General features: G+C 40.4%; 26 protein-coding genes. 12 read left to right on the top strand and 14 right to left on the bottom strand.

Annotated features, from left to right (window positions below; all coding sequences use genetic code 11):
* Window positions 1-92: 92 nt before the first annotated feature.
* Entirely contained in the window at window positions 93-1,298 is a 1,206-nt protein-coding gene (locus FTV41_RS08585) for an alkane 1-monooxygenase (protein WP_004973378.1), read from the bottom strand.
* A gap of 166 nt (window positions 1,299-1,464) precedes the next feature.
* On the opposite strand from FTV41_RS08585, the gene FTV41_RS08580 reads away from it, so the two are divergent.
* Window positions 1,465-2,418, top strand: coding sequence for an AraC family transcriptional regulator (locus tag FTV41_RS08580; RefSeq protein ID WP_179996409.1), 954 nt, complete (start codon window positions 1,465-1,467; stop codon window positions 2,416-2,418).
* 5 nt (window positions 2,419-2,423) lie between these two features.
* On the opposite strand, the gene lpxB is transcribed toward FTV41_RS08580, so the two are convergent.
* The gene (gene lpxB / locus FTV41_RS08575; protein WP_004973375.1) at window positions 2,424-3,599 is read right to left on the bottom strand and encodes a lipid-A-disaccharide synthase; all 1,176 of its coding nucleotides are present in this window, start codon (window positions 3,597-3,599) and stop codon (window positions 2,424-2,426) included.
* 226 nt (window positions 3,600-3,825) lie between these two features.
* Here lpxB and FTV41_RS08570 point away from each other — a divergent pair, with 226 nt between their 5' ends.
* The 3 genes from FTV41_RS08570 to FTV41_RS08560 all read left to right on the top strand — a co-directional run bounded on the left by FTV41_RS08570 (window position 3,826) and on the right by FTV41_RS08560 (window position 6,558).
* On the top strand, window positions 3,826-4,713 hold the full coding sequence (locus tag FTV41_RS08570) for a sulfite exporter TauE/SafE family protein (RefSeq protein ID WP_004973373.1): 888 nt from the start codon (window positions 3,826-3,828) through the stop codon (window positions 4,711-4,713).
* Window positions 4,714-4,883: 170 nt separating this feature from the next.
* A complete protein-coding gene (locus tag FTV41_RS08565) occupies window positions 4,884-5,975 on the top strand; it encodes a 3-deoxy-7-phosphoheptulonate synthase (RefSeq protein ID WP_042068745.1) in 1,092 nt (363 codons plus the stop codon).
* 61 nt (window positions 5,976-6,036) lie between these two features.
* Window positions 6,037-6,558 (top strand): protein tyrosine phosphatase family protein, encoded by a 522-nt coding sequence (locus FTV41_RS08560; RefSeq protein WP_004973370.1) that lies wholly within the window; start codon window positions 6,037-6,039, stop codon window positions 6,556-6,558.
* A 34-nt stretch (window positions 6,559-6,592) separates the two neighbouring features.
* On the opposite strand, the gene ispF is transcribed toward FTV41_RS08560, so the two are convergent.
* The gene (gene ispF / locus FTV41_RS08555; protein ID WP_004973369.1) at window positions 6,593-7,081 is read right to left on the bottom strand and encodes a 2-C-methyl-D-erythritol 2,4-cyclodiphosphate synthase; all 489 of its coding nucleotides are present in this window, start codon (window positions 7,079-7,081) and stop codon (window positions 6,593-6,595) included.
* Window positions 7,082-7,179: 98 nt separating this feature from the next.
* Between ispF and FTV41_RS08550 the strand changes: the two genes are divergently transcribed.
* Window positions 7,180-7,830 carry a hypothetical protein gene (locus tag FTV41_RS08550; protein ID WP_004973366.1) on the top strand — a complete coding sequence of 217 codons (651 nt, stop codon included), beginning with the start codon at window positions 7,180-7,182 and terminating at the stop codon, window positions 7,828-7,830.
* Window positions 7,831-7,858: 28 nt separating this feature from the next.
* Here FTV41_RS08550 and FTV41_RS08545 read toward each other — a convergent pair whose 3' ends face one another.
* The 7 genes from FTV41_RS08545 to FTV41_RS08515 all read right to left on the bottom strand — a co-directional run bounded on the left by FTV41_RS08545 (window position 7,859) and on the right by FTV41_RS08515 (window position 15,217).
* Complete coding sequence (locus FTV41_RS08545) at window positions 7,859-8,767, bottom strand: AEC family transporter (protein WP_154320714.1); 909 nt, start codon at window positions 8,765-8,767, stop codon at window positions 7,859-7,861.
* A gap of 187 nt (window positions 8,768-8,954) precedes the next feature.
* A complete protein-coding gene (gene rodA, locus FTV41_RS08540; RefSeq protein ID WP_154320713.1) occupies window positions 8,955-10,091 on the bottom strand; it encodes a rod shape-determining protein RodA in 1,137 nt (378 codons plus the stop codon).
* 127 nt (window positions 10,092-10,218) lie between these two features.
* Window positions 10,219-10,950 carry a 2-C-methyl-D-erythritol 4-phosphate cytidylyltransferase gene (ispD, locus tag FTV41_RS08535; protein ID WP_179991098.1) on the bottom strand — a complete coding sequence of 244 codons (732 nt, stop codon included), beginning with the start codon at window positions 10,948-10,950 and terminating at the stop codon, window positions 10,219-10,221.
* On the bottom strand, window positions 10,907-11,311 hold the full coding sequence (locus FTV41_RS08530; protein ID WP_167846043.1) for a septum formation initiator family protein: 405 nt from the start codon (window positions 11,309-11,311) through the stop codon (window positions 10,907-10,909). Before FTV41_RS08530 ends, ispD begins: the two co-directional genes overlap by 44 nt.
* A gap of 13 nt (window positions 11,312-11,324) precedes the next feature.
* Window positions 11,325-12,614, bottom strand: coding sequence for a phosphopyruvate hydratase (gene eno / locus FTV41_RS08525; protein ID WP_004973347.1), 1,290 nt, complete (start codon window positions 12,612-12,614; stop codon window positions 11,325-11,327).
* Between the two features lie 73 nt (window positions 12,615-12,687).
* Entirely contained in the window at window positions 12,688-13,545 is an 858-nt protein-coding gene (gene kdsA, locus FTV41_RS08520; RefSeq protein WP_004973345.1) for a 3-deoxy-8-phosphooctulonate synthase, read from the bottom strand.
* A gap of 31 nt (window positions 13,546-13,576) precedes the next feature.
* A complete protein-coding gene (locus FTV41_RS08515; protein WP_179996408.1) occupies window positions 13,577-15,217 on the bottom strand; it encodes a CTP synthase in 1,641 nt (546 codons plus the stop codon).
* A gap of 226 nt (window positions 15,218-15,443) precedes the next feature.
* Between FTV41_RS08515 and FTV41_RS08510 the strand changes: the two genes are divergently transcribed.
* Window positions 15,444-15,863 (top strand): hypothetical protein, encoded by a 420-nt coding sequence (locus FTV41_RS08510; RefSeq protein ID WP_004973341.1) that lies wholly within the window; start codon window positions 15,444-15,446, stop codon window positions 15,861-15,863.
* 198 nt (window positions 15,864-16,061) lie between these two features.
* Here FTV41_RS08510 and FTV41_RS08505 read toward each other — a convergent pair whose 3' ends face one another.
* From FTV41_RS08505 to FTV41_RS08495, 3 genes are all read right to left on the bottom strand, one after another.
* Complete coding sequence (locus FTV41_RS08505) at window positions 16,062-17,168, bottom strand: YheT family hydrolase (RefSeq protein ID WP_026438425.1); 1,107 nt, start codon at window positions 17,166-17,168, stop codon at window positions 16,062-16,064.
* A gap of 90 nt (window positions 17,169-17,258) precedes the next feature.
* A complete protein-coding gene (locus FTV41_RS08500; RefSeq protein ID WP_004973337.1) occupies window positions 17,259-17,672 on the bottom strand; it encodes a nuclear transport factor 2 family protein in 414 nt (137 codons plus the stop codon).
* A gap of 140 nt (window positions 17,673-17,812) precedes the next feature.
* Complete coding sequence (locus FTV41_RS08495; protein WP_179989502.1) at window positions 17,813-19,837, bottom strand: NADPH-dependent 2,4-dienoyl-CoA reductase; 2,025 nt, start codon at window positions 19,835-19,837, stop codon at window positions 17,813-17,815.
* Window positions 19,838-19,971: 134 nt separating this feature from the next.
* On the opposite strand from FTV41_RS08495, the gene FTV41_RS08490 reads away from it, so the two are divergent.
* Both FTV41_RS08490 and FTV41_RS08485 read left to right on the top strand, forming a co-directional pair.
* Entirely contained in the window at window positions 19,972-20,523 is a 552-nt protein-coding gene (locus FTV41_RS08490) for a PadR family transcriptional regulator (protein WP_004973333.1), read from the top strand.
* Window positions 20,524-20,648: 125 nt separating this feature from the next.
* Window positions 20,649-21,557: an alpha/beta fold hydrolase gene (locus tag FTV41_RS08485; protein WP_096900864.1), complete on the top strand. Its 909-nt coding sequence runs from the start codon at window positions 20,649-20,651 to the stop codon at window positions 21,555-21,557.
* 78 nt (window positions 21,558-21,635) lie between these two features.
* Here the strand turns inward: FTV41_RS08485 and FTV41_RS08480 are convergent, their stop codons facing one another.
* Window positions 21,636-22,877, bottom strand: a complete 1,242-nt coding sequence (locus FTV41_RS08480; RefSeq protein ID WP_096900865.1) for an acyl-CoA dehydrogenase — start codon at window positions 22,875-22,877, stop codon at window positions 21,636-21,638.
* Between the two features lie 264 nt (window positions 22,878-23,141).
* Between FTV41_RS08480 and FTV41_RS08475 the strand changes: the two genes are divergently transcribed.
* From FTV41_RS08475 to FTV41_RS08460, 4 genes are all read left to right on the top strand, one after another.
* Window positions 23,142-23,843 (top strand): NAD-dependent deacylase, encoded by a 702-nt coding sequence (locus FTV41_RS08475; RefSeq protein ID WP_004973326.1) that lies wholly within the window; start codon window positions 23,142-23,144, stop codon window positions 23,841-23,843.
* Between the two features lie 162 nt (window positions 23,844-24,005).
* Window positions 24,006-25,088: a tRNA (uridine(54)-C5)-methyltransferase TrmA gene (trmA, locus tag FTV41_RS08470; RefSeq protein WP_179995382.1), complete on the top strand. Its 1,083-nt coding sequence runs from the start codon at window positions 24,006-24,008 to the stop codon at window positions 25,086-25,088.
* Between the two features lie 241 nt (window positions 25,089-25,329).
* Entirely contained in the window at window positions 25,330-25,554 is a 225-nt protein-coding gene (locus FTV41_RS08465; RefSeq protein WP_004973321.1) for a hypothetical protein, read from the top strand.
* A 231-nt stretch (window positions 25,555-25,785) separates the two neighbouring features.
* The gene (locus FTV41_RS08460; protein WP_004973320.1) at window positions 25,786-26,034 is read left to right on the top strand and encodes a hypothetical protein; all 249 of its coding nucleotides are present in this window, start codon (window positions 25,786-25,788) and stop codon (window positions 26,032-26,034) included.
* The last annotated feature ends 3 nt before the right edge of the window (window positions 26,035-26,037 follow it).

The following is a 26,037-nucleotide window of genomic DNA, read 5'->3' as shown; positions in this document are numbered from 1 at the left end:
AGACATCTGGTATACATCTCAATCTTTCCTTTGAAAGATATATACAAAAGAAATATCAAAATGAATATTAAAAAATAATCTTAATAATTCAATCAATTATCCACCACACCAAATTTCTTAAAAATTCGTGCACGGCGTTTAGGCTGAATATTGGCTTTGTTTAAATTGCCTTGATAATGTTCAAATACACGTTTATCCATAATTTTAAACCACAAAGGTGGAATCATGGCAGGCAGCAACATGCTGGCATAACCGCTTGGTAATTCAGGCGCTTCATCAAAATGTCGCAAAGCCTGAAATGGTCGGGTTGGATAAGCATGATGATCGGAATGACGTTGTAATTGATACAAAAACAAATTGGTCACAATATTGTTATTATTCCAGCTGTGTTCAGGCATAGTGCGCTCATATTTGCCATGCGCATCTTTTTGTCTAAGCAAGCCATAATGTTCTATATAATTAATTATTTCAAACAGGCTAATGCCATAAAAAGCCTGTGTCGCCAAATACGGAATGATCCCAGTACCAAAACGCGCCAACAATGCAGCATGAAATGCCGCACTCATGCCCCAGCCTTGTAATAATTCATTGTCTTTCGACCAAAAACTTTTGCCTTTACGTTTTAAACGCTGAGTTTCAATTTGCAGTGCAGACTTAAACGAACCTTTTACCGTGCGGGGCCAAAACTCATAAAATGTTTCTCCCATACGTGAAGATGCAGGGTCTTCAGGTGTCGCAGCACGTTTATGATGCCCATACGGATGCTCAACCCGAAAATGGTTATATCCTGTTGGTGCTAAAGCCAAATGTGACAGTAAGTGATCTATTTTTGAAGATTTATGGCTGAGTTCATGCGCAGTATTGACAGCAATACCATTCACCATCCCCATGGAAATACCCAGAAAAATTTTATCGACTAACGAGGTTTGTGGCCGTCCAACCAAATAAGCTGCATAAATATTGGCGGCATATTGCAAAGGAATAAAACTTTTCACCAAACGCGAATAATACCGATCTTCCTCAAGTCGTTTCACATCTTCATTGCTTGGGTTATTGGCATCTTGACCAATTAAAGTATCAATTGTTGGAATAATCACATGCAATAATAAAGGGCCACCTAGAGCAAAAACTTTTTTCGCAGGCTTCGGAGCGAATTGATAACCCGCCAAAATCCCCATCCCCAATACAGGTAAAAATGGGCTGATCAACCATAAATAACGCTTTTTATCGAGTTGAGCCGCGCTTTTATAAGGAACATCCTGTTCCATCTCTTTAAGCAAATGAAGTGGTGCGTTCATCTTATTTTCTTCCTTCTACGCTGTTCTACCTATATATTTGAGGAAAGACACGAGAATGAACAGTTGCAGACGTCCAAAAAAGCTATGCAAAAGTCTTTGGCGCAAAAATGCGCTATATTGTCCTGAAATCACAGGTTTATTTTTTATAATGATTTATGCTTAAAATATGGATGCTTTAAGTAAAATTTTTGATGATATACATCTGCACCAATCAGAATATATCTATTTAAATCCTCAAGGAGATTGGTCATTTCAATATCGTGACCAAGGGGCAATGCTGGCTTATGTAGTACTACAAGGCTCGCTGCATATCCATTTATCTGCACAGACACACCTTCACATTGATGCAGGTGATATTGTCCTGATTCCATCGGGTTGCAGTCATTACGCAAGTGCAACTGCAGACACTCACTGGACAGAACACTTTGATATTTCGGATTTATTTCAAATTCAGTCACAGCAGTCAATAAATTTTGGCACGATAAATCACACACAAGCTGAAGACGCATTTATTTTGGTGATTCAATGCCACATGGACACCACCATGGCAAAACCGCTTTTAAGTGCCCTACCCGAATATCTGCATATTCCGCATATCATGTGCAGCACAGCGCCCGAGTGGTTACAAATTGGCTTGCAATTTTTAGCGGTGGAAAGTCATCAAATCCGACCGGGACGGGATAAAATATTAGATCACTTGGTCAGTATTTTACTGATTGAATGTGTGCGTGATTTTATTTTTCAGCTTGATGACTCAAATAACTGGCTCGGCGCTTTGGCACATCCTGAACTTTCCAATGCGCTCGCAGCTATTCATGGTCAACCCGAAAAAGCATGGACGGTAGAAAGTTTGGCAGAACAATGTTGCATGTCACGTTCTAAATTTGCCAATTTGTTTAATCAGGTGATTGGTGAGCCGCCTTTGGCATACTTACAACAACATCGGCTACGCTTGGCATCGCATTATTTACAGCAAGGACAATTGTCGATTCAACAAATTGCCCATCGTGTCGGTTATTCTTCCGAAACCGCCTTTAGCCAAACTTTTAAAAAGCAATTCGAGCTAACACCTAGCCAGTATCGGCAGCAGTTTCAAAACAACAATGCAATCACGAAATGAACAGTTTAACGATCTAAAATCGCCAAAATTGCTTGTGCAGGGTCTTCGCTGTTATCGGACAATAATTGCTTATGCATAGTGATATGTTGCATCACTTGAATTTGTGCAGTTTCGATATAAATTAACTTTTCAATTTCTGCTGCCAAACGCTCTGGTGTTGCATCATCCTGAATTAATTCCTGAATCACCTTTTTACCTGCAATAATATTTGGCAATGAATAATAAGGAATTTTCACCAACAGTTTCGCAATCCAGTACGTAATGCGATTGAGCTTATAAAACGTAACCATTGGACGATGTAATAGCATCGCTTCTAAAGTCGCCGTGCCTGAAGCCAGTGCAATCATATCGGACGCATTCATTACCTGACGACCAATTTTGGATTCTGTGCCACGATTTTCCATCAATTGCACTTTGTCTTGTAATGCACTCGGATAAGACTGCAGTAACGCTTCAATTTGTTGTTTACGTGCATCATTAATTGCAGGAATTAAAAACTTAAACTGCGGATATTTTTGCGTCAAAATATAAGCCGCATCTAAAACTAACGGCCCTAAACGCTCAATTTCACCACGTCGGCTACCAGGCAATAACGCAATATGTTGTTGCTGTTGGTCTAAACCCAATTCTTGTTTTGCTGCAGCAATTGGATTTTCCAACGGCAACTGACTCGCCAAAGGATGTCCGACAAAGGCTGCAGGCACATCCCATTTTTTAAAAAAGGCTTTTTCAAACGGAAATAAACACAGTACCAAATCTATACTGGCTTTAATGCCATGTACCCGACCTTGTCGCCATGCCCATACCGAAGGACTGACATATTGCACGGTTTTAATCGGCAAGTTTTTCTGTTTTAAACTTTTGGCAAGACGTAAATTAAAATCAGGCGCATCAACTCCGACAAAGACATCGACGGGATGTTGAGTCCACTTTTCGACCAAACCATCCCGTACTGCAAAGAGTTTTTTCAAATCTTTCAGCACTTCAACAATGCCCATTACCGATAAAATATCCATCGGATAATAACTTTTAAAACCTTCCGCAATCATTTGTGGGCCACCAATGCCTTCAAACTCTGCATCAATGCCTTGCTCACGAAAACGTCGCATGAGTTGTGCCCCTAAAGTATCACCCGATACTTCTCCCACAACGATACCTATTTTAAGTTTCCGATTTTGCAAGCGTTTTGTCCTCTAAATTTTAATGGATATGAATTTTCGCATTTTAGCATAGCCACTGTATTTTGTAAGAAACAGAAAGTAAGCCGTGGCTTGAATCTGCGATCTTTTGCACTGATTTTCCACATTGACTATATCTGTTTTAAGAATAAGTAAATCATTAATCAAGACAACAGCTTATTGCCAAAAGTCATAATATATTCACGATTTTTGACTTCGGCATATCTTCATGGTTGGTCCTTTAGAGTTTATTTTGGCAGGTGTATTGGTCGGCTTCTGCGTGGGTGTGACTGGCGTAGGTGGCGGTTCACTGATGACTCCCATTCTGATCAGCTTGTTTAAAATTGAACCGCATATCGCAATTGGAACAGACCTACTTTATGCCGCCATTTCAAAATTCTGCGGCTCATTGGTTCATGCCAAAAAAATGAATATTGTATGGCCCATTGTCATTTGGCTTGCGGTGGGCAGTATCCCTGCTTCATTTGCGACCCACTGGGTTTTAGAGAATTATTTAAGCCAATCTACCCATTACAAAATGGTACTGACCGTGGTACTGGGCTTTATGTTGACCTTAACTGGCATCTCAATTGTGTTTCGCAGTCAAATTGAAACGTTTTTTAATAAATACCATAAACAAGAATTGCCCGATATGACCCAAGACCTTGAAAAGGTCAAACTACAGGCTGCAGATAAGCGTGCCCTCATTGTAATTATGGGAGTTGTACTGGGTGTATTTGTCACACTTTCTTCAGTGGGTGCAGGTGCTTTTGGCATCATGGCATTGGTGCTGATGTTCCCGAATCTACCGATGATTCGTATTATCGGTTCAGATGTCGTGCATGCCGTCTTACTTACCCTAGTTGCAGGCTTAGGTCACATGAGTTCAGGCAATGTCGACTTTCACCTATTGGTTTGGTTGTTGGTTGGCTCGATTCCTGCAATTGTGGTGGGAACTTTAGTCAGTTCACGTTTACCTGAAAAAGTGATTCGTAAAGTTTTAGGTATTACCTTATTTATTATCGGGATTAACTTTATGGTCAATCCTGTGAAATCAAAACCTATCAGCACACCAGAAACTGCAACAGCAGTTTCTGAGGCACAAGCCAGCCAATAATGAATGCTTTATCTGACAGGATTTTGCTAAAACAGACCGTTTAATTTATCTACCCGATTCATCACTTATTTTTTAAAGAAGTATTCATCTTTTTATAACAAAATACAGTGAAATTCATGTTATATTCAGACTATTAAACAATCTTTTGTATGATCAAACCAGTGACGGCAATGAATACTTTACAGTCTAATCCTCTTACACAATCAGACATCGATGACGTGAATATTGAAAGTATTCAGCCACTCGTGACTCCTGCAGAATTAAAAACTGAGTTACCTTTGACTGAAAATGCTTATCAAACCGTTCTTCGTGGTCGTGAAACAATCCGCAATATTTTAGATGGTAAAGACAAGCGTCTATTTGTGGTGATTGGTCCATGTTCTATTCATGACCCTGCTGCTGCACATGAATATGCAGATCGTTTAAAAGTATTAAGCGAAAAAGTAAAAGATTCTCTTTATATTGTGATGCGTGTTTATTTTGAAAAACCACGTACTACAGTGGGCTGGAAAGGCTTAATTAACGATCCAGACATGAATGACTCTTTTAACATTGAAAAAGGCTTGCGTCTTGGTCGTAAACTTTTACTTGAGTTAAATGAAAAAGGTTTGCCATGTGCGACTGAAGCACTTGATCCAAACTCTCCGCAGTATTATCAAGATTTAATTTCTTGGTCTGCAATTGGTGCACGCACTACAGAAAGCCAAACGCACCGTGAAATGTCATCTGGTCTTTCTTCTCCAGTCGGCTTTAAAAATGGTACAGATGGCGGCTTAACAGTTGCTACCAATGCCATGCAGTCGGTAAAACACGGTCACAGCTTCTTGGGTCTTAATGATCAAGGTCAGGTTTCAGTAATTCGTACTAGCGGCAACCCGTATGCACACGTGGTTTTACGTGGTGGTAATGGCAAGCCTAACTACGATGCAGGCTCTGTTGCAGATGCTGAAAATGCATTAAACAAAGCCAAAGTCAGCACCAAAATCATGATTGACACCAGCCATGCTAACTCAAACAAAGACCCATTCTTACAGCCATTGGTATTAAAAAATATCACTGAGCAAATTTTAGATGGCAATAAGTCTATTGTTGGGATTATGGTCGAAAGTCACCTGAAAGGTGGTCGTCAAGATATTCCTGAAAACTTATGCGATTTAGAGTATGGTAAGTCTGTGACTGACGGTTGTATCGACTGGGATACCACTGAAAAAGCATTGCTTGAAATGCATGAAGCATTAAAAGACGTTTTAGTGAATCGTTAAGATTTAAAAACGCCATCTTCATGATGGCGTTTCTATTTGTAGCATAGGAAATTCTGCGCGCATGAATGACATTGAAACCCAACTTAGCCAAATTAAAAATTTCCAGTTCATTCATGAGCGTTTGTTTTCTTCAGGTCAGCCTACGGCTGAAGAATTAAAACAAATTAAAGAATATGGTATTGGCACTGTCATTAATTTGGCTGAAAGTGATGCGGAACACGCCCTTCCCCATGAAGACAAAATTTGTCTGGATGTTGGACTAAACTATATTCAACTGCCAATTTCATGGGAAACACCATCCTCTGATCAATGTTTATTATTGCTCGATTTGGTCAATCATTTATTAGAAAGCCAAATGGTGTGGGTACATTGCAGCAATAACAACCACGTCAGTAGTTTAATGTATTTGTATCGTCAATATTTTATGGATGTGGATATTGCAACGGCTCAAGACTTTTTACATGATATCTGGAAACCCAATGAAACTTGGACAGGCTTAATTCACGCCGTTTCTTTGCAATTACAAGGTCGTAAAGCCACGCAAGATTTACAACAAGCTTTAGAATCTGCTGAACTTTCTTAATTCAGCAGATTGTATAGATAAAATTCTAACGCGATTATTTTGTATGAGAAATCAATACAATCGCTGTTGCTAAAATACCTTCCTGACGCCCAGTAAAACCTAATTTTTCAGTGGTTGTCGCTTTGATACTGATTTGTGTGACCTCTACATCCAATACATCAGCGACACTTTGGCGCATTTCTAGCGTATGCGGTGCAAGTTTAGGACGTTCGCACGCCACAGTAATATCGGCGTTATTCAGTTTATAGCCACGGTCTAAAATGAGTTGATAAACCTGTTTAAGCAATACCCGACTATCTGCACCTTTATAATTTGGATCGGTATCTGGAAAATGCTGCCCAATATCCCCCAGCGCCAAAGCACCTAATAATGCATCGCATAGTGCATGCAGCACTACATCACCATCTGAGTGTGCTTTTAAACCTTGTGTATGAGGAATTTGAACACCTGCAAGCGTCACAAAATCTCCCGCTTCAAAGGCATGAACATCTAATCCTTGTCCAATACGAATCTGTGCAACCATGTTCAACTCCTGTAGAAATAAATCATTGAAATCTTGTATTCATACTTTCGATTTCGCTATATTAGACCTAGCGCAACATAGTGAAAGTATAAGCGATCATGCTGTTGAAATCTGAGATTCATCTTATCAAAAACTTAAGTACACTGCTGTTATTTGGCTGTTTATATTCATCTTTCTCTTATGCACAAGGGATTGATTGTAGATCTACACCCAATAAAAAGTTGGCGCAGGTGTGCACAGAAAATTTCTCAGAATTGCGTGAAAAATTAAGTGATCAACATTTAACAGCTTATTTGATGAGTGATGCGCCTATTCGCTTGTTAGAAGATACTCAGCAATTGTGGATCCAACGCTTACAGCAATGCAAAAGCTTAAATTGTTATACTCAGCAATTTGATTTTAGAATTGATCAACTGAATTTTTTCACTTCAATGAATCAAAGCATGACTCAACATTATTTAAAATATGAAAATGGTCAATTTGCTGCACAACCCGTACATTTACAAATTCATCAACTCAATAAAAACAGCATTAAAATTGAAGGTATTGCTTATCGCAATCCAAATAACCGCCTTGAAAGCCAAAGTATTGCCTTTTTAGCTTATACAACACCTGATCAAAAAAACAAAATCATCGACAATGAGCACGATTGCAGTTATGAGTTTAATTATTCTAAAGCAATCTTAAAAATTCAAACCAAACAAAAAGGTTGTGAACGCTTTGCGGGCATCTATCGTTTATACGATTAATGCTGAACAATAGATTGTATTAGACAGATTAAATGAGCAACCACAACACAATTGGCAAAGTTAATGCGGCGAATACGGTTTGCAAGCTAATAATTGAAGCCATTAAACGACTATCTCCCCCTAAAACTTGTGTAAGTACATAAGCTGCCGATGCAGTAGGTAAAGCAAAAAACAAGACTAAAATTTGCGACTCCAACACTGGAACATTTAAGCTCTGACAAATTAGCCAAGCCAAAGCAGGCATAAATAACAAACGCCCGAACACATTCAATGCCAATGCGAATACATCTCGTTGCAAGCCATTAAATTGTAATGCTGCGCCCACACACATTAATCCCAAAGGCAAACTGCATAACGCTATTTGACGAATAAAATGCGCTGCACCTTCCCACAAGCTCAAACCTGATAAATTAAATAGACCGCCAACAATACACCCTAAAATTAATGGATTTTTCATTAATGACCATAAGATTTGCTTTGCCTGTAAAGTCTTAGTATCGCTTAAAGCCAGCACAGATAAAACATTCACCAATGGAATGCAGAACACCAAAATAATCGCAAACAGCGCCATGCCCTGCACCTGAAACAATGCTGCGACCAAAGCCAAACCGATATACGTATTGAAACGTACCATGCTTTGCATATACACCCCAAAACGGACTGCGGGTGTTTTGAAATAGCCGCGCAAGGCATATAACAGACAACTTACTAAAGCCACAATAATCCCTACGACCGACAAAATCTGTGCGATTGATTTCGCTTCAATGTTTGCTGTAGCGAGGTTTAAAAACAACATGCTAGGAAACAAAATATAGTAATTTAACTTTTCTGCACCCTTCCAAAATGGCTCATCCAACATACGTGATTGCTTAAGCAGATAACCCATTGCAATTAAGGCAATCAAAGGGAAAAGTGCAATAAAAATTAAATGGGTCATGGGGTGCTCTGTGTTACTGTTATGCTGTTCTTTTTAAATTATTGCTTAATAAATAAAGTAAATTTACTGGATATTATAAGGATTGTTTTGTGTTTATCCTAATTGCTTAGGCTTTTTAAAACCACAAAAAGAGAAAAAGATGATAATAGCAAAACTCACCTACATCATCTTTCAGATGGATTCTGTATTAACGATGAGTATGGATAGACATCACAATCCCCATACTCGCCAACATGGAAATAACAGCCGTTCCACCATAACTCATCAGCGGCAATGGGTCACCCGTTACAGGTAAAATACCACTCACCATCCCTGAGTTTAGAAATACAAAGAAAAAGAAAGTCAGACCAACCGTGCCTGCATACAAACGTCCAAAATTATGGAAACAATTCATCCCAATCATCAAACAACGTAAAATAATGGCAGCAAACAAACTGAACAGTAAAAATACGCCAATAAAACCAAATTCTTCGGCATAGGTCGACATAATAAAGTCAGTATGATGTTCAGGCAGATAACCCAAATGTGATTGCGTTCCTTCTAAATAACCTTTACCTGTAAAGCCGCCTGAACCAATGGCAATTTTAGATTGAATAATATTCCAGCCTGCCCCCAAGGCATCCGACTCTGGGTCAAATAAGGTTAGTACCCTTTTCTTTTGGTACTCCTGCAAAAAGAACATCCAAAGCAATGGTGCTGCGAGCGCCAATGCAGTGATTGCTCCTAAGATTAATCGCCATGACATGCCACTTAAAAATAGCGCAAAGACACCAGGAATAATCAAACCAATGTTTAAATCGGGTTGCAATGCCACCAAGACAAAAGGAATCATCATAATCACTAAAGCGACAATGATATGGATCAATTTAGGCGGGAAAGCACGACGCGAAAAATACCACGCCATCATCAATGGCATGGCAAATTTCATAAATTCACTGGGTTGCATACTGCCAATACCCGGCAAGCTGATCCAGCGTTTTGCCCCCATACGGGTTTCACCAATGACCAAAACCAAAGCCAGCATGATGACTGCAAAGATATAAAAATATGGACTGGCAGCTTGATATACCTTAGGCGGAATTTGCGCCAAAATAATCATGGCGATAAAACCAATGCCAAAACTGGTTGCTTGACGCAGCACCATCCCCATATCTTGCGCGGTGGCACTATATACCACCATTAAACCCAGAATCGCATTTAAAATCAGAAAACACAGCAACCATGGATCTAAATGTAATTTAGTCCAGCGTGAGGAATCATTTTTAATGCTTCTACCATCACGTAATGAGTGACGTAAAAAACGATACTGCTGCGATGGATTCATGCGACTCAAAGGTATTTAAAATAGACAGGATGGACAATTATAGAAGCAAAGCGGCACAGAGTGAATCATTAAAGCTTAATCGTTGAAGATTCAAGTTTAACGCGGTGTTAATTACACTAGATTTTTATCATCCATGTTGTTGTGAGGCTAAAATTAAACGTGCCAGCTCTAAATCATCGGGATAGGTGATTTTAATATTATCCGAACGACCGTGCACAACATTTACAATTTGCCCTGCTGCTTCTAAAGCACTGGCCTCATCGGTAATCGTCAATTGCTGTTTTAATGCAGATTCAATGGCTGTTTTAAGCACATCAAGTTTAGCAATTTGCGGAGTTTGCGCTTGCCAAAGTTGGTCACGGCTTACCGTGGTTTCAATTTTTGTGCCTTGGCTTACCTTTTTTAAAGTATCACGCACTGGAATAGCCAAAATTGCACTTTGATCTGTTGCCAGTGCAGTCTGATACAACTGTTCAAGGCAAGCAGCTGTCACACAAGGACGCGCTGCATCATGCACCAAAACCCAGTCATCTACATGGGCGATTTCAGATAAATAATGCAGTGCATTCAAGACTGAATTCACTCGCTCTGCACCACCTACGCAAAAATGTGCTTTTTCTTTTTCTGCCAAGTTTAGGTTTTGCGCCACATCATCTGCTTGACCAATCGCCAAAACATAACCCGCTAAAGGCAAGTGATTTAAACGTGCGATGCTGTGCGCTAAGACTGTTTGATCTTGAATATACTGATATTGTTTAAGTTCAGTTCTAGAAAAACGACTACCAGAACCCGCTGCGGGAATAACCGCCCAAAGTTTAGGGTGTCGGGGCGGTTGCTGCTGCAGGTTGTTGTGATTCATTGGTGCGTAAATCTACTGTGGAATTTGGTTGAATATAAATTGGTTTATATTGTGTGCTGATGGTGCTCATTTGCACAAAGGTTTCATGTGGCTTAATTAAGCCTAAATCTAAACGGGCATGCTCTTCAATGGCTTCTACCCCATTTTTTAAATCATAAACTTCTGCTGCAAGTACACGATTGCGCTCCTTCAGCTCTGTATTTAATTCTATTTGTTGTTGGATTTTTTCTGTCAGTGCAGCATGGTCACGATAACCACCTTCACCAAACCAGTGTAAATATTGAAACCCTGCGATCAAAAAGATCGCAAGGCCCAACAATGCTTTACTCGCTTTGGAGTCAAATACATTTAATAATGACATCTACTGATTTCGCTTAGTTCAAACCTTTGAACTCAGCTTTACCGCGATATGCAGCATTCGTCAATTCTTCAATACGAAGTAATTGGTTATATTTTGCTACACGGTCAGAACGGCACAGTGAACCAGTCTTGATTTGACCTGCTGCTGTACCTACTGCAAGATCCGCAATTGTAGAATCTTCAGTTTCACCTGAACGGTGTGAAATAACAGTTGTGTAACCATTGGCTTTCGCAAGGTAAATTGCATCAAGCGTTTCAGTCAAAGTACCAATTTGGTTGTACTTGATCAGGATTGAGTTACCTACTTTTTCATCGATACCGCGTTGTAAGATTTTCGGGTTAGTAACGAACAAGTCATCACCGACCAATTGAATCTTGTCACCTAAGATCGAAGTGAGGTAAGACCAACCTTCCCAATCAGACTCATCTAAACCATCTTCAATTGAGATAATTGGATATTGATTTACAAGACCAGCTAAATAGTCAGAGAATTGGTTGCTTGTGAATGCTTTGTTGCCTTCACCTGCAAGAATGTACTGACCATTTTTGTAGAATTCTGAAGATGCACAGTCAAGCGCCAACATGATGTCAGAACCCGCTTTGTAGCCAGTCTTCTCAATAGCTTCAAGAATAACTGTGATTGCTTCTTCGTTAGAACGTAAGTTTGGCGCAAAACCACCTTCATCACCCACTGCTGTGTTTAAACCTTTTTGATTCAATACAGATTTTAATGAGTGGAAAATTTCTGCACCAGCACGTAATGCTTCAGAGAATGAAGTAAAGCCCACTGGCTCAATCATGAACTCTTGAATATCAACGTTGTTGTCTGCGTGTGAACCACCATTTAAGATGTTCATCATTGGTACAGGCATGGTTAAAATGCTGTTGTTACGAAGGTCTGCGATGTATTGGAAAAGAGGAATTTTCTTTTCATCAGCAGCAGCGCGCGCAGCAGCCAAAGACACGGCTAAAGTTGCGTTAGCACCTAATTTTTCTTTGTTTTCAGTACCATCAAGCGCAATCATGGTGTTGTCGATGTCTTTTTGTTCAAACACAGACTTACCAAGTAAAGCATCACGAATTAAAGTATTGACGTTATTTACCGCAGTTTTAACGCCTTTACCCAAGTAACGTGCTTTATCGCCATCACGAAGTTCTAGAGCTTCACGAGAACCAGTTGAAGCACCTGATGGTGCACATGCACGGCCAACTACGCCAGATGCTAAGATTACGTCTGCTTCGATGGTTGGGTTACCACGAGAGTCCAAAATTTCACGTGCACGAATGTCAACGATTTGGCTCATGAACAATTCCTCAGTTGATTAATAACGTGATGCTTTAGGCATCAATGAGTCTATAATTTAATATGGATCTAATTTAGTGTGTATCTAGCTTTTGGAAACCTTTTACCAAGGTATCCAATTCTTTAAGCTGTGCCAAGAACGGCTCAAGTTGTGATAGACGCAATGCACATGGGCCATCACACTTTGCCTGCTCTGGTTCAGGATGTGCTTCTAGGAATAAACCTGCCAAGCCAGTTGCCATACCTGCACGTGCCAAGGTGGTAATTTGTGCACGACGACCACCTGCCGAATCTGCACGACCACCCGGAGTTTGCAAAGCATGGGTTACATCAAAGAACACAGGTACATTCATTTCTTTCATGATGTCAAAGCCCAGCATATCGACAACCAAGTTGTTGTAACCAAATGCTGAACCACGCTCACAAAGAATCAATTTGTCATTCCCTGCTTCTAAACACTTATGCAAAATATGACGCATTTCGTGCGGCGCAAGGAATTGTGCTTTTTTGATGTTGATAATGGCTTGAGTTTTTGCCATCGCTTCAACCAAATCGGTTTGGCGACTTAAAAACGCAGGAAGCTGAATAATATCTGCCACTTCTGCCACAGGCGCAGCCTGATACGGCTCATGCACATCGGTAATAATTGGCACATTAAAATGCTTTTTAATGTCAGCCAGCCATTCAATGCCTTTTTCTAAACCGGGACCACGAAATGAGTTCAGGCTAGAACGGTTGGCTTTGTCAAAACTGGCTTTGAATACATACGGGATATTTAAGCGTGTGCAAATATCCACATAAGTTTCAGCAATTTCAAATGCAAGGTCTTTAGACTCAAGTACATTCATGCCGCCAAACAATACAAATGGCAAATGATTCGCCATTTGTATATCACCCAAACGTACAATTTCTTGTGGTTTTAATTGTGACATTTCAACTTCCTAGTTTATCCCTAAAGCCATCTTATTTGGTTTTTTGATGCTGTTGTTTTGCCGCACCGATAAAGCCAGCAAACAATGGATGTCCATCACGTGGCGAGCTGGTAAATTCTGGGTGGAATTGTACCGCAATAAACCAAGGATGTTGCGGAATTTCAACAGTTTCAACCAAGTGCTGAATTGGTGAATAACCCGAAATTTTAAGACCTGCTTCTTCAAGCACAGGAATATAACGGTTATTCATTTCATAGCGATGGCGATGGCGCTCTACAATTTCTGCAGAACCATACACTTCACGAGTTTTGGTACCTTCAACCAATTCAGATTTTTGTGCACCTAAACGCATAGTGCCGCCCAAGTCAGAATCGACAGAACGCTGTTGAACTTCGCCGCGCTCATCTAACCATTCAGTAATCAAACCAATAAGTGGCGACATAGTCGAACGGTTAAACTCTGTTGAACTTGCATCGGCAATACCTGCCACATTACGTGCATATTCAATCACAGCCAATTGCATACCCAAACAGATTCCCAAGAATGGGACACCGTTTTCACGTGCATATTTGATGGCTTGCATTTTACCTTCGGTACCGCGCTCACCAAAGCCGCCCGGAACTAAAATTGCATCGGCATCTTTAAGTACAGTATTAACGTCTTGGCTTTCAAGGTCTTCTGCATTGACATAGTCAATTTCAACTTTGACGCGGTTTTGAATACCCGCATGCAATAATGCTTCGTTTACAGATTTATAGGCATCTGGCAGTTCAACATATTTACCCACCATCGCCACACGAACGCTGTATTCAGGGTTCAATAATGCATCAACTACGTTATCCCAATCAGATAAATCTGCTTCTGGAAGATCATTGAAGCCAAAACGCTCACAAATTAAATCATCAACGTCTTGTTCATAGAATGTACGCGGAATTTGGTAGATGGTTTTGGCATCTTTACATACCACAACCGCACGTGCTTCTACGTTGGTAAATAACGCAATTTTACGGGTAGTGTCAGCATCAACATCATGTTCAGTACGGCAGATGAGAATATCTGGCTGAATACCGATAGATAACAATTCTTTAACTGAGTGTTGAGTTGGCTTGGTTTTTAACTCTGCCGCAGATTTGATATATGGCAATAAAGTTAAGTGCATGAGCATAGTACGCTTATGCCCTAATTCCACCATCAATTGACGTACAGATTCCATGAATGGGAGAGATTCAATGTCGCCTACTGTACCGCCAATTTCTACGATTGCGACATCGTAGCCTTCGCCAGCGCGAAGTACACGTTCTTTAATATTATCGGTAATGTGTGGAATCACCTGAACAGTACCGCCCAAGTAATCACCACGGCGCTCTTTGTTTAGAACGTCTTGATACACGCGACCAGATGTAAAGTTATTTAACTTGGTCATTTTCGCACGACGCAAGAAACGTTCGTAATAACCCAAATCTAAGTCAGTTTCGGCACCATCCTCTGTGACAAAAACTTCACCATGTTGGAAAGGACTCATTGTCCCTGGATCGACATTAATGTATGGATCCATTTTGACCATGGTTACTTTTAAACCACGGGCTTCTAAAAGTGCAGCAACTGAAGCAGCTGAAATACCTTTACCTAGTGATGAAACTACACCACCAGTCACGAAAATAAAATGGGTCATTGGGTTTCTCGTACAATCGAGCCTAAATCGGCCTGCAATGTTGCGCAATTTTACTTTACTCTGCACCAATAAAGCAAAGTCATTCCGCATCAATTCATAGAACAATAAACAATTGGTTATTCTATCAGCATTTCCTATAAAAAATTAGAACTTCTTGAGAGGATTTTCATCTGTCATTTTATTGCTATAATACGTCCGTCTATCCGATCTTTTATTTTGTGCAATTATGAATAAGAAACTTTTAATTTGTGGTGCAATTGCAACGGCGTTGTTATTAACTGCATGTGTAAAAAAAGAACAGCCAAAGCAAGATGAGCAAGAACAAGTAGAGGTTCAAACTGAACAAACTACTGAAACTGCTCAATTTGAACCACTAGAACCTGTTGAAAACATTCAAGATGCTGAACCAGAAGCGCCTGCACAGGTAGAAGTGGAGCGCACTGAAACAGCGAACACCACAACTGAAATCCGTCGTGAAACACCTGCACAACCTGCTGCTGCACCTGCGCCTGCGCCGAAAGCGGCAGCTCCTGTAGCAGAAGATAAACCAACTCAAGCACGTCCAAGCAATAACACAGGTGCTCAATCTGAAGATGATGCTGTTGCCGCTGCGATTGCTGCTGCAACCCCAGCACTTGAGAACTAAGTGCTCACTTAAAACTAAGCTTTAAGTTAAAGTCAGTTTTAAGGTGTAAGTTCTTATCTTAGATTTGAATTGACGTTAAAAAAACCCAGTCATTGTGTACTGGGTTTTTTATTCATTTGGATGAGTCTTCGCTGAGATAACTCGTGAATACATTTGCAATACAGCTACCTATTTCTATATAGGTTTGTGCGCTTCACTTTAACTTGCCTGCAGCAACTGCGATTGCACTTTAAAATAATTAGAAATTAAACGCGATGCCCAAGATTTAGTAAAACCGACACCTTCATAAAAACCACAATGACTGCCTTTACGGGTCGTCACTACCATAATATTTGGCATTTTCCGTATGGTTTCTTTATAAGGATCAAAGTTTTTGATGTGGCACACTGGGTCATCTTCTGCATTTAAAACCATAAGCGGAATTTTGACATTCTCAAACACATAAATTGGGTTAATGGCTTGTGTGTAGCTGTCATAATCTTCAAAACCCGCCAATTCAAAATACGCCTTTTCAAACTCTGCCAATGTAGTCGCACTTAACACTTGCGATAAAGATTTTACGTTTTGCCAAATGTCCTGATGGGGCTGAATAAAAAACTGGAATAATTTTTTGGTCATCACTTTACTGTAAAAAGGATGCACATGCTGAAAGCCTAGTTCAGTGTTATATCCTGGGCACAGTGCAAACGCGGCTTTAATTGGGGTTTGCTCGCCTTCTTCGCCCAAATAGCGCACCAATAATCCTGTCCCTGCGGAAGAACCAACAGCATATAATTCAGATTGTGGAAATTGTTGCTGAATAAACACTATTTGTTCACGCAAATCATGCGTCGAACCAAACAGATTCATTTGTGGTACAGGCATAGGTAAATTGCCATGCCCACGACGTAAACATAAGGCAATACGCCACTGTGTCTGTTGATGTAAATCGCGCACCAACTCACGCATACTTTCCAAAGAACCTGTAATGGTATGCATTAAAACAATTGTGGGAGTATCTGCAGGTAAGTCATAACCCACCCAAGCAACTGCGGTGATACCGCCATCTTGCATAGTGAGTTGATCAACCCGATCATACTGCTGACGAATGGTTTTCTTTTTAATTAAATCAAAATATAAAAGATGCGCATGTGTATTGGACAGCCACGGTGTTGGACGGTATTTTTCTTTGAGCTGTGGTAAATAATCCAATACCCGACGGATTTCTCCATGTGGATGATAATACAACGTCGGTAAATCTGCGCCTGTGACCTGATCTAAAACCGCTTGTGTAATTTTCGCTATTTTTTGTAATGTAGACATCATTTTACTCCCAAGCAATACATGCACTTTCAAGCATGCCAACCCGAAACCGATTTCTATAAAACAACTTCATTGCCATACACACGCGGTATTTTATTTTTCGGTTGGCATAAAGGCAGCCATACGTTGTCCCATTTGCACAGCCAATGCCTCTAAACCACTTTTCGGGCGAATCATCACTTCAAAGTCCACAATTTGTCCTTGTGTATTGAATTGAATCATATCAATTCCTTTAAGTTTTTTATCTCCCACATTGGCGGAAAATTCAAGTACAACATTGCAACCATCTTCAGTATAAAACTCACGGTGATAAGTAAAGTTTTCAAAGACCTGAATTACATTGGTCAAAATAAAAAATACCACTTGTTTACCCGCATAAGGTTGGTACGCTACAGGTGAACGAAACACCACATCATCTGCCAGCAATTCACTCAAAATAGACATATCATGGTTTTGCAGCATTGTATGCCAACGCTGTACCGCTAATTTTGTTGTTTCCAAAGTCATGTTAAGTTCCTTTTTTTTGTTTTGATATTTCATTTCTATGCAGAGTCCCTGAGTGAGACTGAAGCACTGCTGCACTGGGCAGAAGCGATTATTAACTCTCTCCCCAGCCCCCTCCCAAAGGAGAGGGAGAAGGAATTACATTAAATTTTCGCTGCCAATTCAGCACCCTGACGAATTGCACGTTTGGCATCTAACTCGCCTGCTTCTTTCGCCCCACCAATTAAATGCACATTTTTGCCTGCTGCCTGTAATTGCTCATACATGGCGGTGTAAGACTCTTGCCCTGCACAAATCACCACATGATCAACTTCGAGCACTGTACTTTGACCATTGACGGTGATGTGCAAGCCTTGATCATCAATCAGGTCATAACTTGCCCCTGCAATCATTTTAACGTCACGGTTTTTTAAACCTGTACGATGAATCCAGCCTGTTGTTTTACCCAAGCCAGCACCCACGGATGATGCTTTACGTTGCAATAAATAAATTTCACGTGGCGATTCTTCAACTTTTGCTGCTTTTAAACCACCGACATGCGCATAATTGGTATCAATTCCCCATTCATCGTAGAATTTTTCAGGATTTAGACTACCACTTTCACCTTCATGGCTTAAATATTCTGCAGTATCAAAACCAATACCACCAGCGCCAATAATCGCAACACGTTGACCTACAGGCTTACGCTCTTTTAATACCTCAATATAGCTCAGCACTTTAGGGTGATTAATACCTGCGATATCCAATTGACGCGGGGTTACACCTGTTGCCACAACCACATCATCGAAGTCAGCATTGAGCAATTGTTCAAAACTAGCCGTATGATTCAATACCAATTTAATATTCGGTTGCAGCTCAATTTGGCGTTTGAAATAGCGCAAAGTTTCGTAAAACTCTTCTTTACCAGGAATGGTTTTAGCAATATTAAACTGCCCACCAATTTGATTCGATGCTTCAAAAATCGTCACCTGATGCCCACGTTCTGCAGCATAGGTTGCAAAGCTCAAACCTGCAGGCCCTGCACCAATCACCGCAATTTTTTTAGTCTGTGTTGCTTCTTTAAAAATGAGTTCTGTTTCATGGCAAGCACGTGGATTGACCAAACATGAAGCAATCTTCATTGAGAAAATATGGTCTAAACAAGCTTGGTTACAACCAATACATGTGTTGATTTCATCACTGCGACCTTGCTCTGCTTTTTGCACAAAGAAAGCATCTGCCAACATTGGACGTGCCATCGATACCATATCGGCATGTCCTGCAGCCAAAACATGCTCAGCCATTTCAGGGGTGTTAATACGGTTTGAAGTGATCAGTGGCACTTTAACCAAACCTTTTAATTTCTCTGTCACCCATGTAAAAGCTGCGCGAGGGACTTTGGTAGCAATGGTTGGGATACGTGCTTCATGCCAGCCAATCCCTGTATTGATAATGGTTGCACCTGCTTTTTCAATCGCTTGTGCCAATTGCACCACTTCTTCAAAACTCGAACCGCCTTCGACTAAATCCAACATCGACAAGCGGTAAATAATAATAAAGTTTTCACCCACTTCTGCACGGGTACGTTTAACAATTTCAATTGGGAAACGAATACGGTTTTCATAACTGCCGCCCCATTCATCATCACGATGGTTGGTACGCGCAACAATAAACTCATTAATTAAATAGCCTTCCGAACCCATGATTTCGACACCATCATAGCCTGCGTATTGTGCCAATTTGGCACAATTCACAAAGTCGGCAATGGTTTGCTGTACTTCTGCCGATGTTAGTGCATGTGGTTTACTTGGGTTAATCGGTGCCTGAATTGCTGACGGTGCGACAATATCGGGCTGATAGGAATAACGTCCCGTATGTAAAATCTGTAAAGCAATTCTGCCGCCTGCATCATGCACAGCCTGAGTCACCACTTTATGTTTTTCTGCTTCTTGACGAGTATCAAGTTTATTGCCGCCCGCAAAGGTTAAGCCTGCATCATTCGGTGAAATACCACCTGTTACAATCAGCCCAACGCCACCTTTGGCACGCTCTGCATAAAAAGCCGCCATACGTTCGTATCCACCCGGTGCTTCTTCTAGTCCAACGTGCATTGAACCCATTAAGACCCGATTTTTTAAAGTGGTAAAGCCTAAATCTAAAGGCGCAAGTAAATGTGGATAGTCAGACATAGAATCTCCCTGCTGGCAAAAATGCTGGCTGTTTTATGCTTAATGCAACTTGTTGCATACTTTTATATTCTAGATTTAATTTTTATGCAACATGTTGCATAATTAAAGCTGAAAAAAATAAAGTTGCTCTGTTTATGTCGCTCGCTCACGTTTTATTGACCAGTTTAATTGAAAAACCCAGTAACGGTATTGAATTGGCACGCCGTTTTGACCGCTCTATGGGGTTTTTCTGGAATGCGACCCATCAACAAATTTATCGCGAACTAAATACCATGCTGAAAAAAGGTTGGATTTCAACCTTAGAAGATGAAGATTCTAGCAGTCGTAGCAAAACCTATCAGGTAGAAGCTTTGGGGCGGCATGAACTGGCAAACTGGATGGTCGAGCAAAGCCCGCCTGCACAATTACGCGAAGAACTTATGGTACGTTTACGTGCCGAAGCCCAACTTGGCGGCAACAGCGTCTTACCCGAACTAGAACGACATTTGCTGCTTCACAAAGCCAAGTTGCACACCTATCAACAGATTTTTGCCAAAGACTTTAGCCAAGCACCTGCGAACAACCGTACCCTGTATATTCATAAAATGATTTTGCAGCTAGGGATAGATCAGGAAATTGGCTGGATTGAATGGCTAGAAAATGTGATTCCTGAACTGAAAAAGTTTGATGCCGAAGCCTCATCTTAAAAGTATATTTTTAAGTAATAGCAACCACATCAATGTGAAATCAGGGTTGCTCACCATACAGAAATGATCAGGCTATGCTATAAAGAATAACGCATCTTTAATTACAACCATGCAAGGAAATGCTGATGCCTTTTTACCGCATGCCCGATGGCGAAGCTCTATTTGTACGTGAATTTGGTCAAGGTGAGCCTGTGGTTGTGCTTTCAGGTTTAGGCATGCACAGTTGGCAATGGTTGCCATTTCTGTATCAACATAAAAAGCAGTATCGTTTTATTATTCCAGACTGGCGTGGTTTTGGGGGTTCAAACCTGTGTGCCGTTCCAGAACTGGATGCTATTTCGAGCCATTGGCAAGATTTAAACAGTCTGCTTCAACAACAGAACCTGCAACAATTTAAACTGATTGGCTATTCCATGGGGGCAACCACTGCCATGCATGGCATGCAATATGGACAATTGGCTGCGCATTTAAGCAGTTATTTACAAATTGACCAAGCACCAAAAATTGGGGTAGATGAAAACTGGCCTTATGGCTTATTTGGCAATCAACATCAACAATTTAAACAGTTATTGATTCATCTGTCCGAGTTTTTACATGATCACGCGCAATATACTGATATTCAACAAATGGATGTGTTGCAGCGTAAAAACTTAGTCGAACTTTGGCTAGAATTTATAGAATTACAAGCCAGCAATAAAATCAGTCCGTTTTTATTTAAACTGGCCGTCAAACGTCCTGTTTTACAACGCTATATTTTACCTACACAGCGTTTAGATTATTTACGCTGGTATATCGACAATTATTTACACCATCAGGAAGATTATCGTGAGGCTTTAACTCAACTGGGTTGTCCGACAGTCTTTTTTACAGGCGCACAATCGACCTTGTATGCGGCAGAAGGACAACGTCAAGTGGTAGAAGCTATGCCGAATGCGAAACAAGTCATATTTCACCAATCTGGGCATACCCCTTTACTGACCGAACCGTTGAAATTTAATCAGGAAATTAGCCAATTTTTAAAACTAAACAGCTAAAGTAAAACGGTGGAAAATGTGGTTTGCAATATTTTCCACCGTAGCATCATTAGACCTAGATTTAGTTTAGATCTAGATTTAATTGGCAAAAGCCGCGATACCCGTTTGCGCACGACCTAAAATTAGCGCATGCACATCGTGCGTCCCTTCATAGGTATTCACGACTTCCAAATTGACCAAATGCCGCGCCACGCCATATTCATCACTGATACCATTCCCACCAAGCATATCGCGCGCCATACGAGCAATTTCTAAGGCCTTGCCACAGTTGTTGCGTTTAATCAGCGAAGTACCTTCGAGTGAAGCAATACCCTCATCTTTCATACGACCAAAACGTAAAGCAATTTGTAAACCCAGCGCGATTTCGGTTTGCATATCGGCAAGTTTCTTTTGAATGAGCTGATTGGTCGCCAAAGGACGTCCGAACTGAATCCGATCCATCGTATATTGATGCGCAGTATGCCAACAAAACTCAGCCGCACCCATAGCACCCCAAGCAATGCCATAACGTGCACTATTTAAACAAGTGAACGGCCCTTTTAAACCACGCACTTCAGGTAACATATTTTCTTCAGGCACAAAAACATTGTCCATGACAATTTCACCTGTGATTGAAGCGCGTAAACCAACCTTGCCTTGAATGATTGGTGCAGAAAGTCCATCCCAACCTTTTTCTAAAATAAAACCGCGAATATCACCCACTTGCCCATCTGCTGAAACTTCTTTTGCCCACACCACAAATACATCGGCAATTGGACTATTGGTAATCCACATTTTCGCACCGTGTAAACGATAACCGCCTGCAACTTTATGTGCTCTGCTGTTCATACTGCCAGGGTCGGAGCCAAAATCAGGTTCAGTCAGACCAAAACATCCGATCCATTCACCCGAAGCGAGTTTGGGTAAATATTTTTGTTTTTGTGCTTCACTGCCAAACTCATAAATTGGCACCATCACCAATGAACTTTGCACACTTGCCATTGAACGATAACCTGAATCGACCCGTTCAATTTCACGTGAAATTAGCCCATAACTCACATAATTTAAACCTGCACCGCCATATTGTTCAGGTATGGTTGAGCCTAACAAACCAAGCTCACCCATTTCACGGAAGATGCTGCGATCTACCGTTTCATGTCTAAACTGATCACGTACCCGCGGCAGTAATTTTTCCTGACAATAAGCATAGGCACTATCACGAATCATACGTTCGGTTTCAGTCAATTGCTGTTCAAGCAAAAAAGGATCTTTCCAATCAAATTTCACTTTTTCACTGTGAGTTGCAGGCGTGTGATTTGGCGATGGATTGTGTTGTGACATGGCATCCTCTGCACATTATTATAGGTTCTGGTTCATCAATATTTGATTTTGTAGCGTCATACTACTTTACTTTATGTTCTATCATTAAAATGAAATAACAAGCAATAAAAAGTGAACTTTGATTCAATTATTCAGCAAAGTTATAGACAGCACTAAACTTTCACATATTTAGATACTTAAAATTCTGAAAAAATGAGCTGTAGATTTGTGTTTCTATTTTCGGCACTTATACTCAAATCTAACCATCCATCAAGAGAATAAAACATGCGTAAATTAGTAGTTTTTTCGGGTGCAGGTATGAGCGCAGAAAGTGGAATCAACACCTTTAGAGATGGTGATGGCTTATGGGAAAAACATCGCGTGGAGGATGTCGCAAGTCCTGAAGCATGGGCAAGGAATCCTGAATTAGTCCAACGCTTTTATAATGAACGTCGTAAAAACATTCTTAATGCGCAGCCTAACTTGGCGCATCGCTTAATTGCTGAACTTGAAGATGATTTTGATGTACAAGTGATCACCCAAAATATTGATGATTTGCATGAACGTGCAGGCAGTTCAGAAGTTTTGCATTTACACGGCAATATTCGTTTAGCCAAAAGCTCAGGGCCTCATGCACAATACACGACAGAATTTTTTCCAATTGAAGGTGACTCGCTGAACTTGCAACAGGATCTTTGCCCACAAGGCTATCCTTTACGTCCGCATGTGGTCTGGTTTGGCGAAGCAGTTCCTGCCTATGAAGAAGCACTGGATTTGATTCAAGATGCCGATATTTTTATTGTGATTGGTACAAGTTTGGTGGTGTACCCTGTTGCTGGATTAGTACACGAAATTCCTGCAAATTGTCAGGCTTATTATATTGACCCAAAAGCCATGCAAGCCCAACTTCCTGCTCAATTTCAACGGATTTCCAAAACTGCCACTGAGGGCATGCAGCAATTGTTCGATCAATTACATCAAGTTTAAAGTAATTACAGTATCTAAATTTTTCCACTTGTAAGATGTCATCAACATGCTTAGGCTATTTTGACATCTTGCAGGATTGCATCATTTTCATAATAGTTTTAGGTATCTCTTTAAAACTTTGTTACCATCGCTCTTTCTCTGTGTTTGTGATGTTTACTGCATATGACCTCATCTTATCAGCAACAACTTGATGCAAAAGTTGCCCGTATTTCTGCCCAATTTGCCGAATATAACCCGCCTGCCTTGCAAGTATTTGCCTCACCAGAACACAACTACCGTATGCGGGCAGAGTTCCGAATTTGGCATATTGAAGATGATCTGTTTTATGCCATGTTTGAACGCAGTGAAGATAAGCAGAAAAAAGTTATTCGTGTAGATGAGTTTCCGATTGCAGACCGCAGCATTAACTTATTAATGCCAAAGCTGTTAGCCGCCCTGAAAGCCGATCCCGTATTATCGGCTCGTTTATTTGAAGTGCATTTTTTAGCGACTTTAAGTGGCGAAATGTTGGTTTCACTGCTTTATCACCGCAAACTTGAATCTGATTGGGAGCCTGCAGCCCAAGCTTTGAGCAAAGCATTAAACATTAAACTGATTGGACGCAGCCGTGGGCAAAAATTCGTGCTATCCGATGAGTATGTAGTTGAACAATTACAGGTTTTTGAGCGCACTTATACCTATAAGCAAATTGAAAGCAGCTTTACCCAGCCAAACGCGCAAGTTTGCCAAAAAATGCTGGAATGGGCATGTACGGTTGCCGAACATTCTGAGCAAGATTTATTAGAACTTTATTGTGGTAATGGTAACTTTACCCTGCCGCTATCGACTCGTTTCCGTCGTGTACTTGCCACAGAACTGGCTAAATCTTCGGTATATGCAGCGCAGTGGAATATTGAACAAAACCAGATTGAGAATATTCAAGTGGCACGCTTATCGGCTGAAGAGTTTACTCAAGCCTATAACGGTGAGCGTGAATTCCGCCGCTTGCAAGAAGCGAACATTGATCTTGCAAGTTATGATTTTGATACGGTCTTTGTCGATCCGCCACGCGCAGGAATTGACGATGACACCTTAAAACTCCTACAGCGTTTTAAGCGTATTATTTATATTTCGTGCAACCCAGACACATTGCATGACAATTTAAAAACCTTGTGTCAAAGCCATAAAGTGACGCAATTTGCACTGTTTGATCAATTCCCATACACCCATCATGTTGAGTCGGGTGTTTTACTGGAAAAGATTTAAACAATTTGTTGCATTATTCTTCAATATTTACAAGTTCTCCTTTTTAGCACTTGTAAATATTATGATGTAAATGAATCAGTTAAAGCATTACAAGCCCTTTAACTGTCATAATTTCGTTAAAAAAATGCAATATCATCGAAAATTCTGCAACTCGATTGCTGCTTTTATCACTTAGGTCGACTTGATTTATTTTTTATATTGGTTATATTTCGATCTATGTTAGGTTGTGAATGAAGGCTCTATGAGTTTTTGGCAAAAGTTGTTCTCTACAGAACAGCAAAACGAGCATAAAAATCAAATTGCTTGTGTTGAAAATGATTGCTCTTGCAAGACAAATGAACAACTTCTCGAAGCTTTAACCAAAGCCACAGATGAAGATGTCATTATCGGGATTAAGAAGGTTCTCGCTTCGCGAGGTTATAGCCGCAAAGAGTTAAATGAACTCCAGCATCTACCATTCCAGTAATGGAATATGATAAAAAAGGCATTTAGTTGAACTAAGTGCCTTTTTTAATTGCTTCAAATATATTGGCACTTAAAACAATAAATTTTATAAATCTTAATACGTGCTTGAGCTTGCACAAAAACGCTAATCTTTTCAAACGCAGTCAATCATATCTTCATAATCATGCGCTAATATTTCTACACATAATCATCACACCAATAAATTCGAATTATTCAAACAGAGAAAATGACAATGAAAAAAACTAGCCTTAGCTGTCTTGCCCTACTCAGCCTAAGTTTAACAGCCTGTAGCCCAATGCCGAAAGAATGTGCCGAAACTTGGGAGAAAATGGAAAGTTTTGCTAAAAACATGGGTATTTCAGATGAGCAACTTAAACAACAAAAAAAGCAATTTGAAAATGAAGTCAAACAAATGAAAAGCGAAGAAGCAGTCAAAATCTGCAGGATGCAAGGCACAGCCTTAGGTTTTATTGGACAATAAATT

The sequence above is a fragment of the Acinetobacter sp. YH16051 genome, from assembly GCF_013417135.1.
Classification (GTDB): Bacteria; Pseudomonadota; Gammaproteobacteria; order Pseudomonadales; family Moraxellaceae; genus Acinetobacter; species Acinetobacter towneri.
This window is presented reverse-complemented; position numbering and strand designations above follow the sequence as displayed.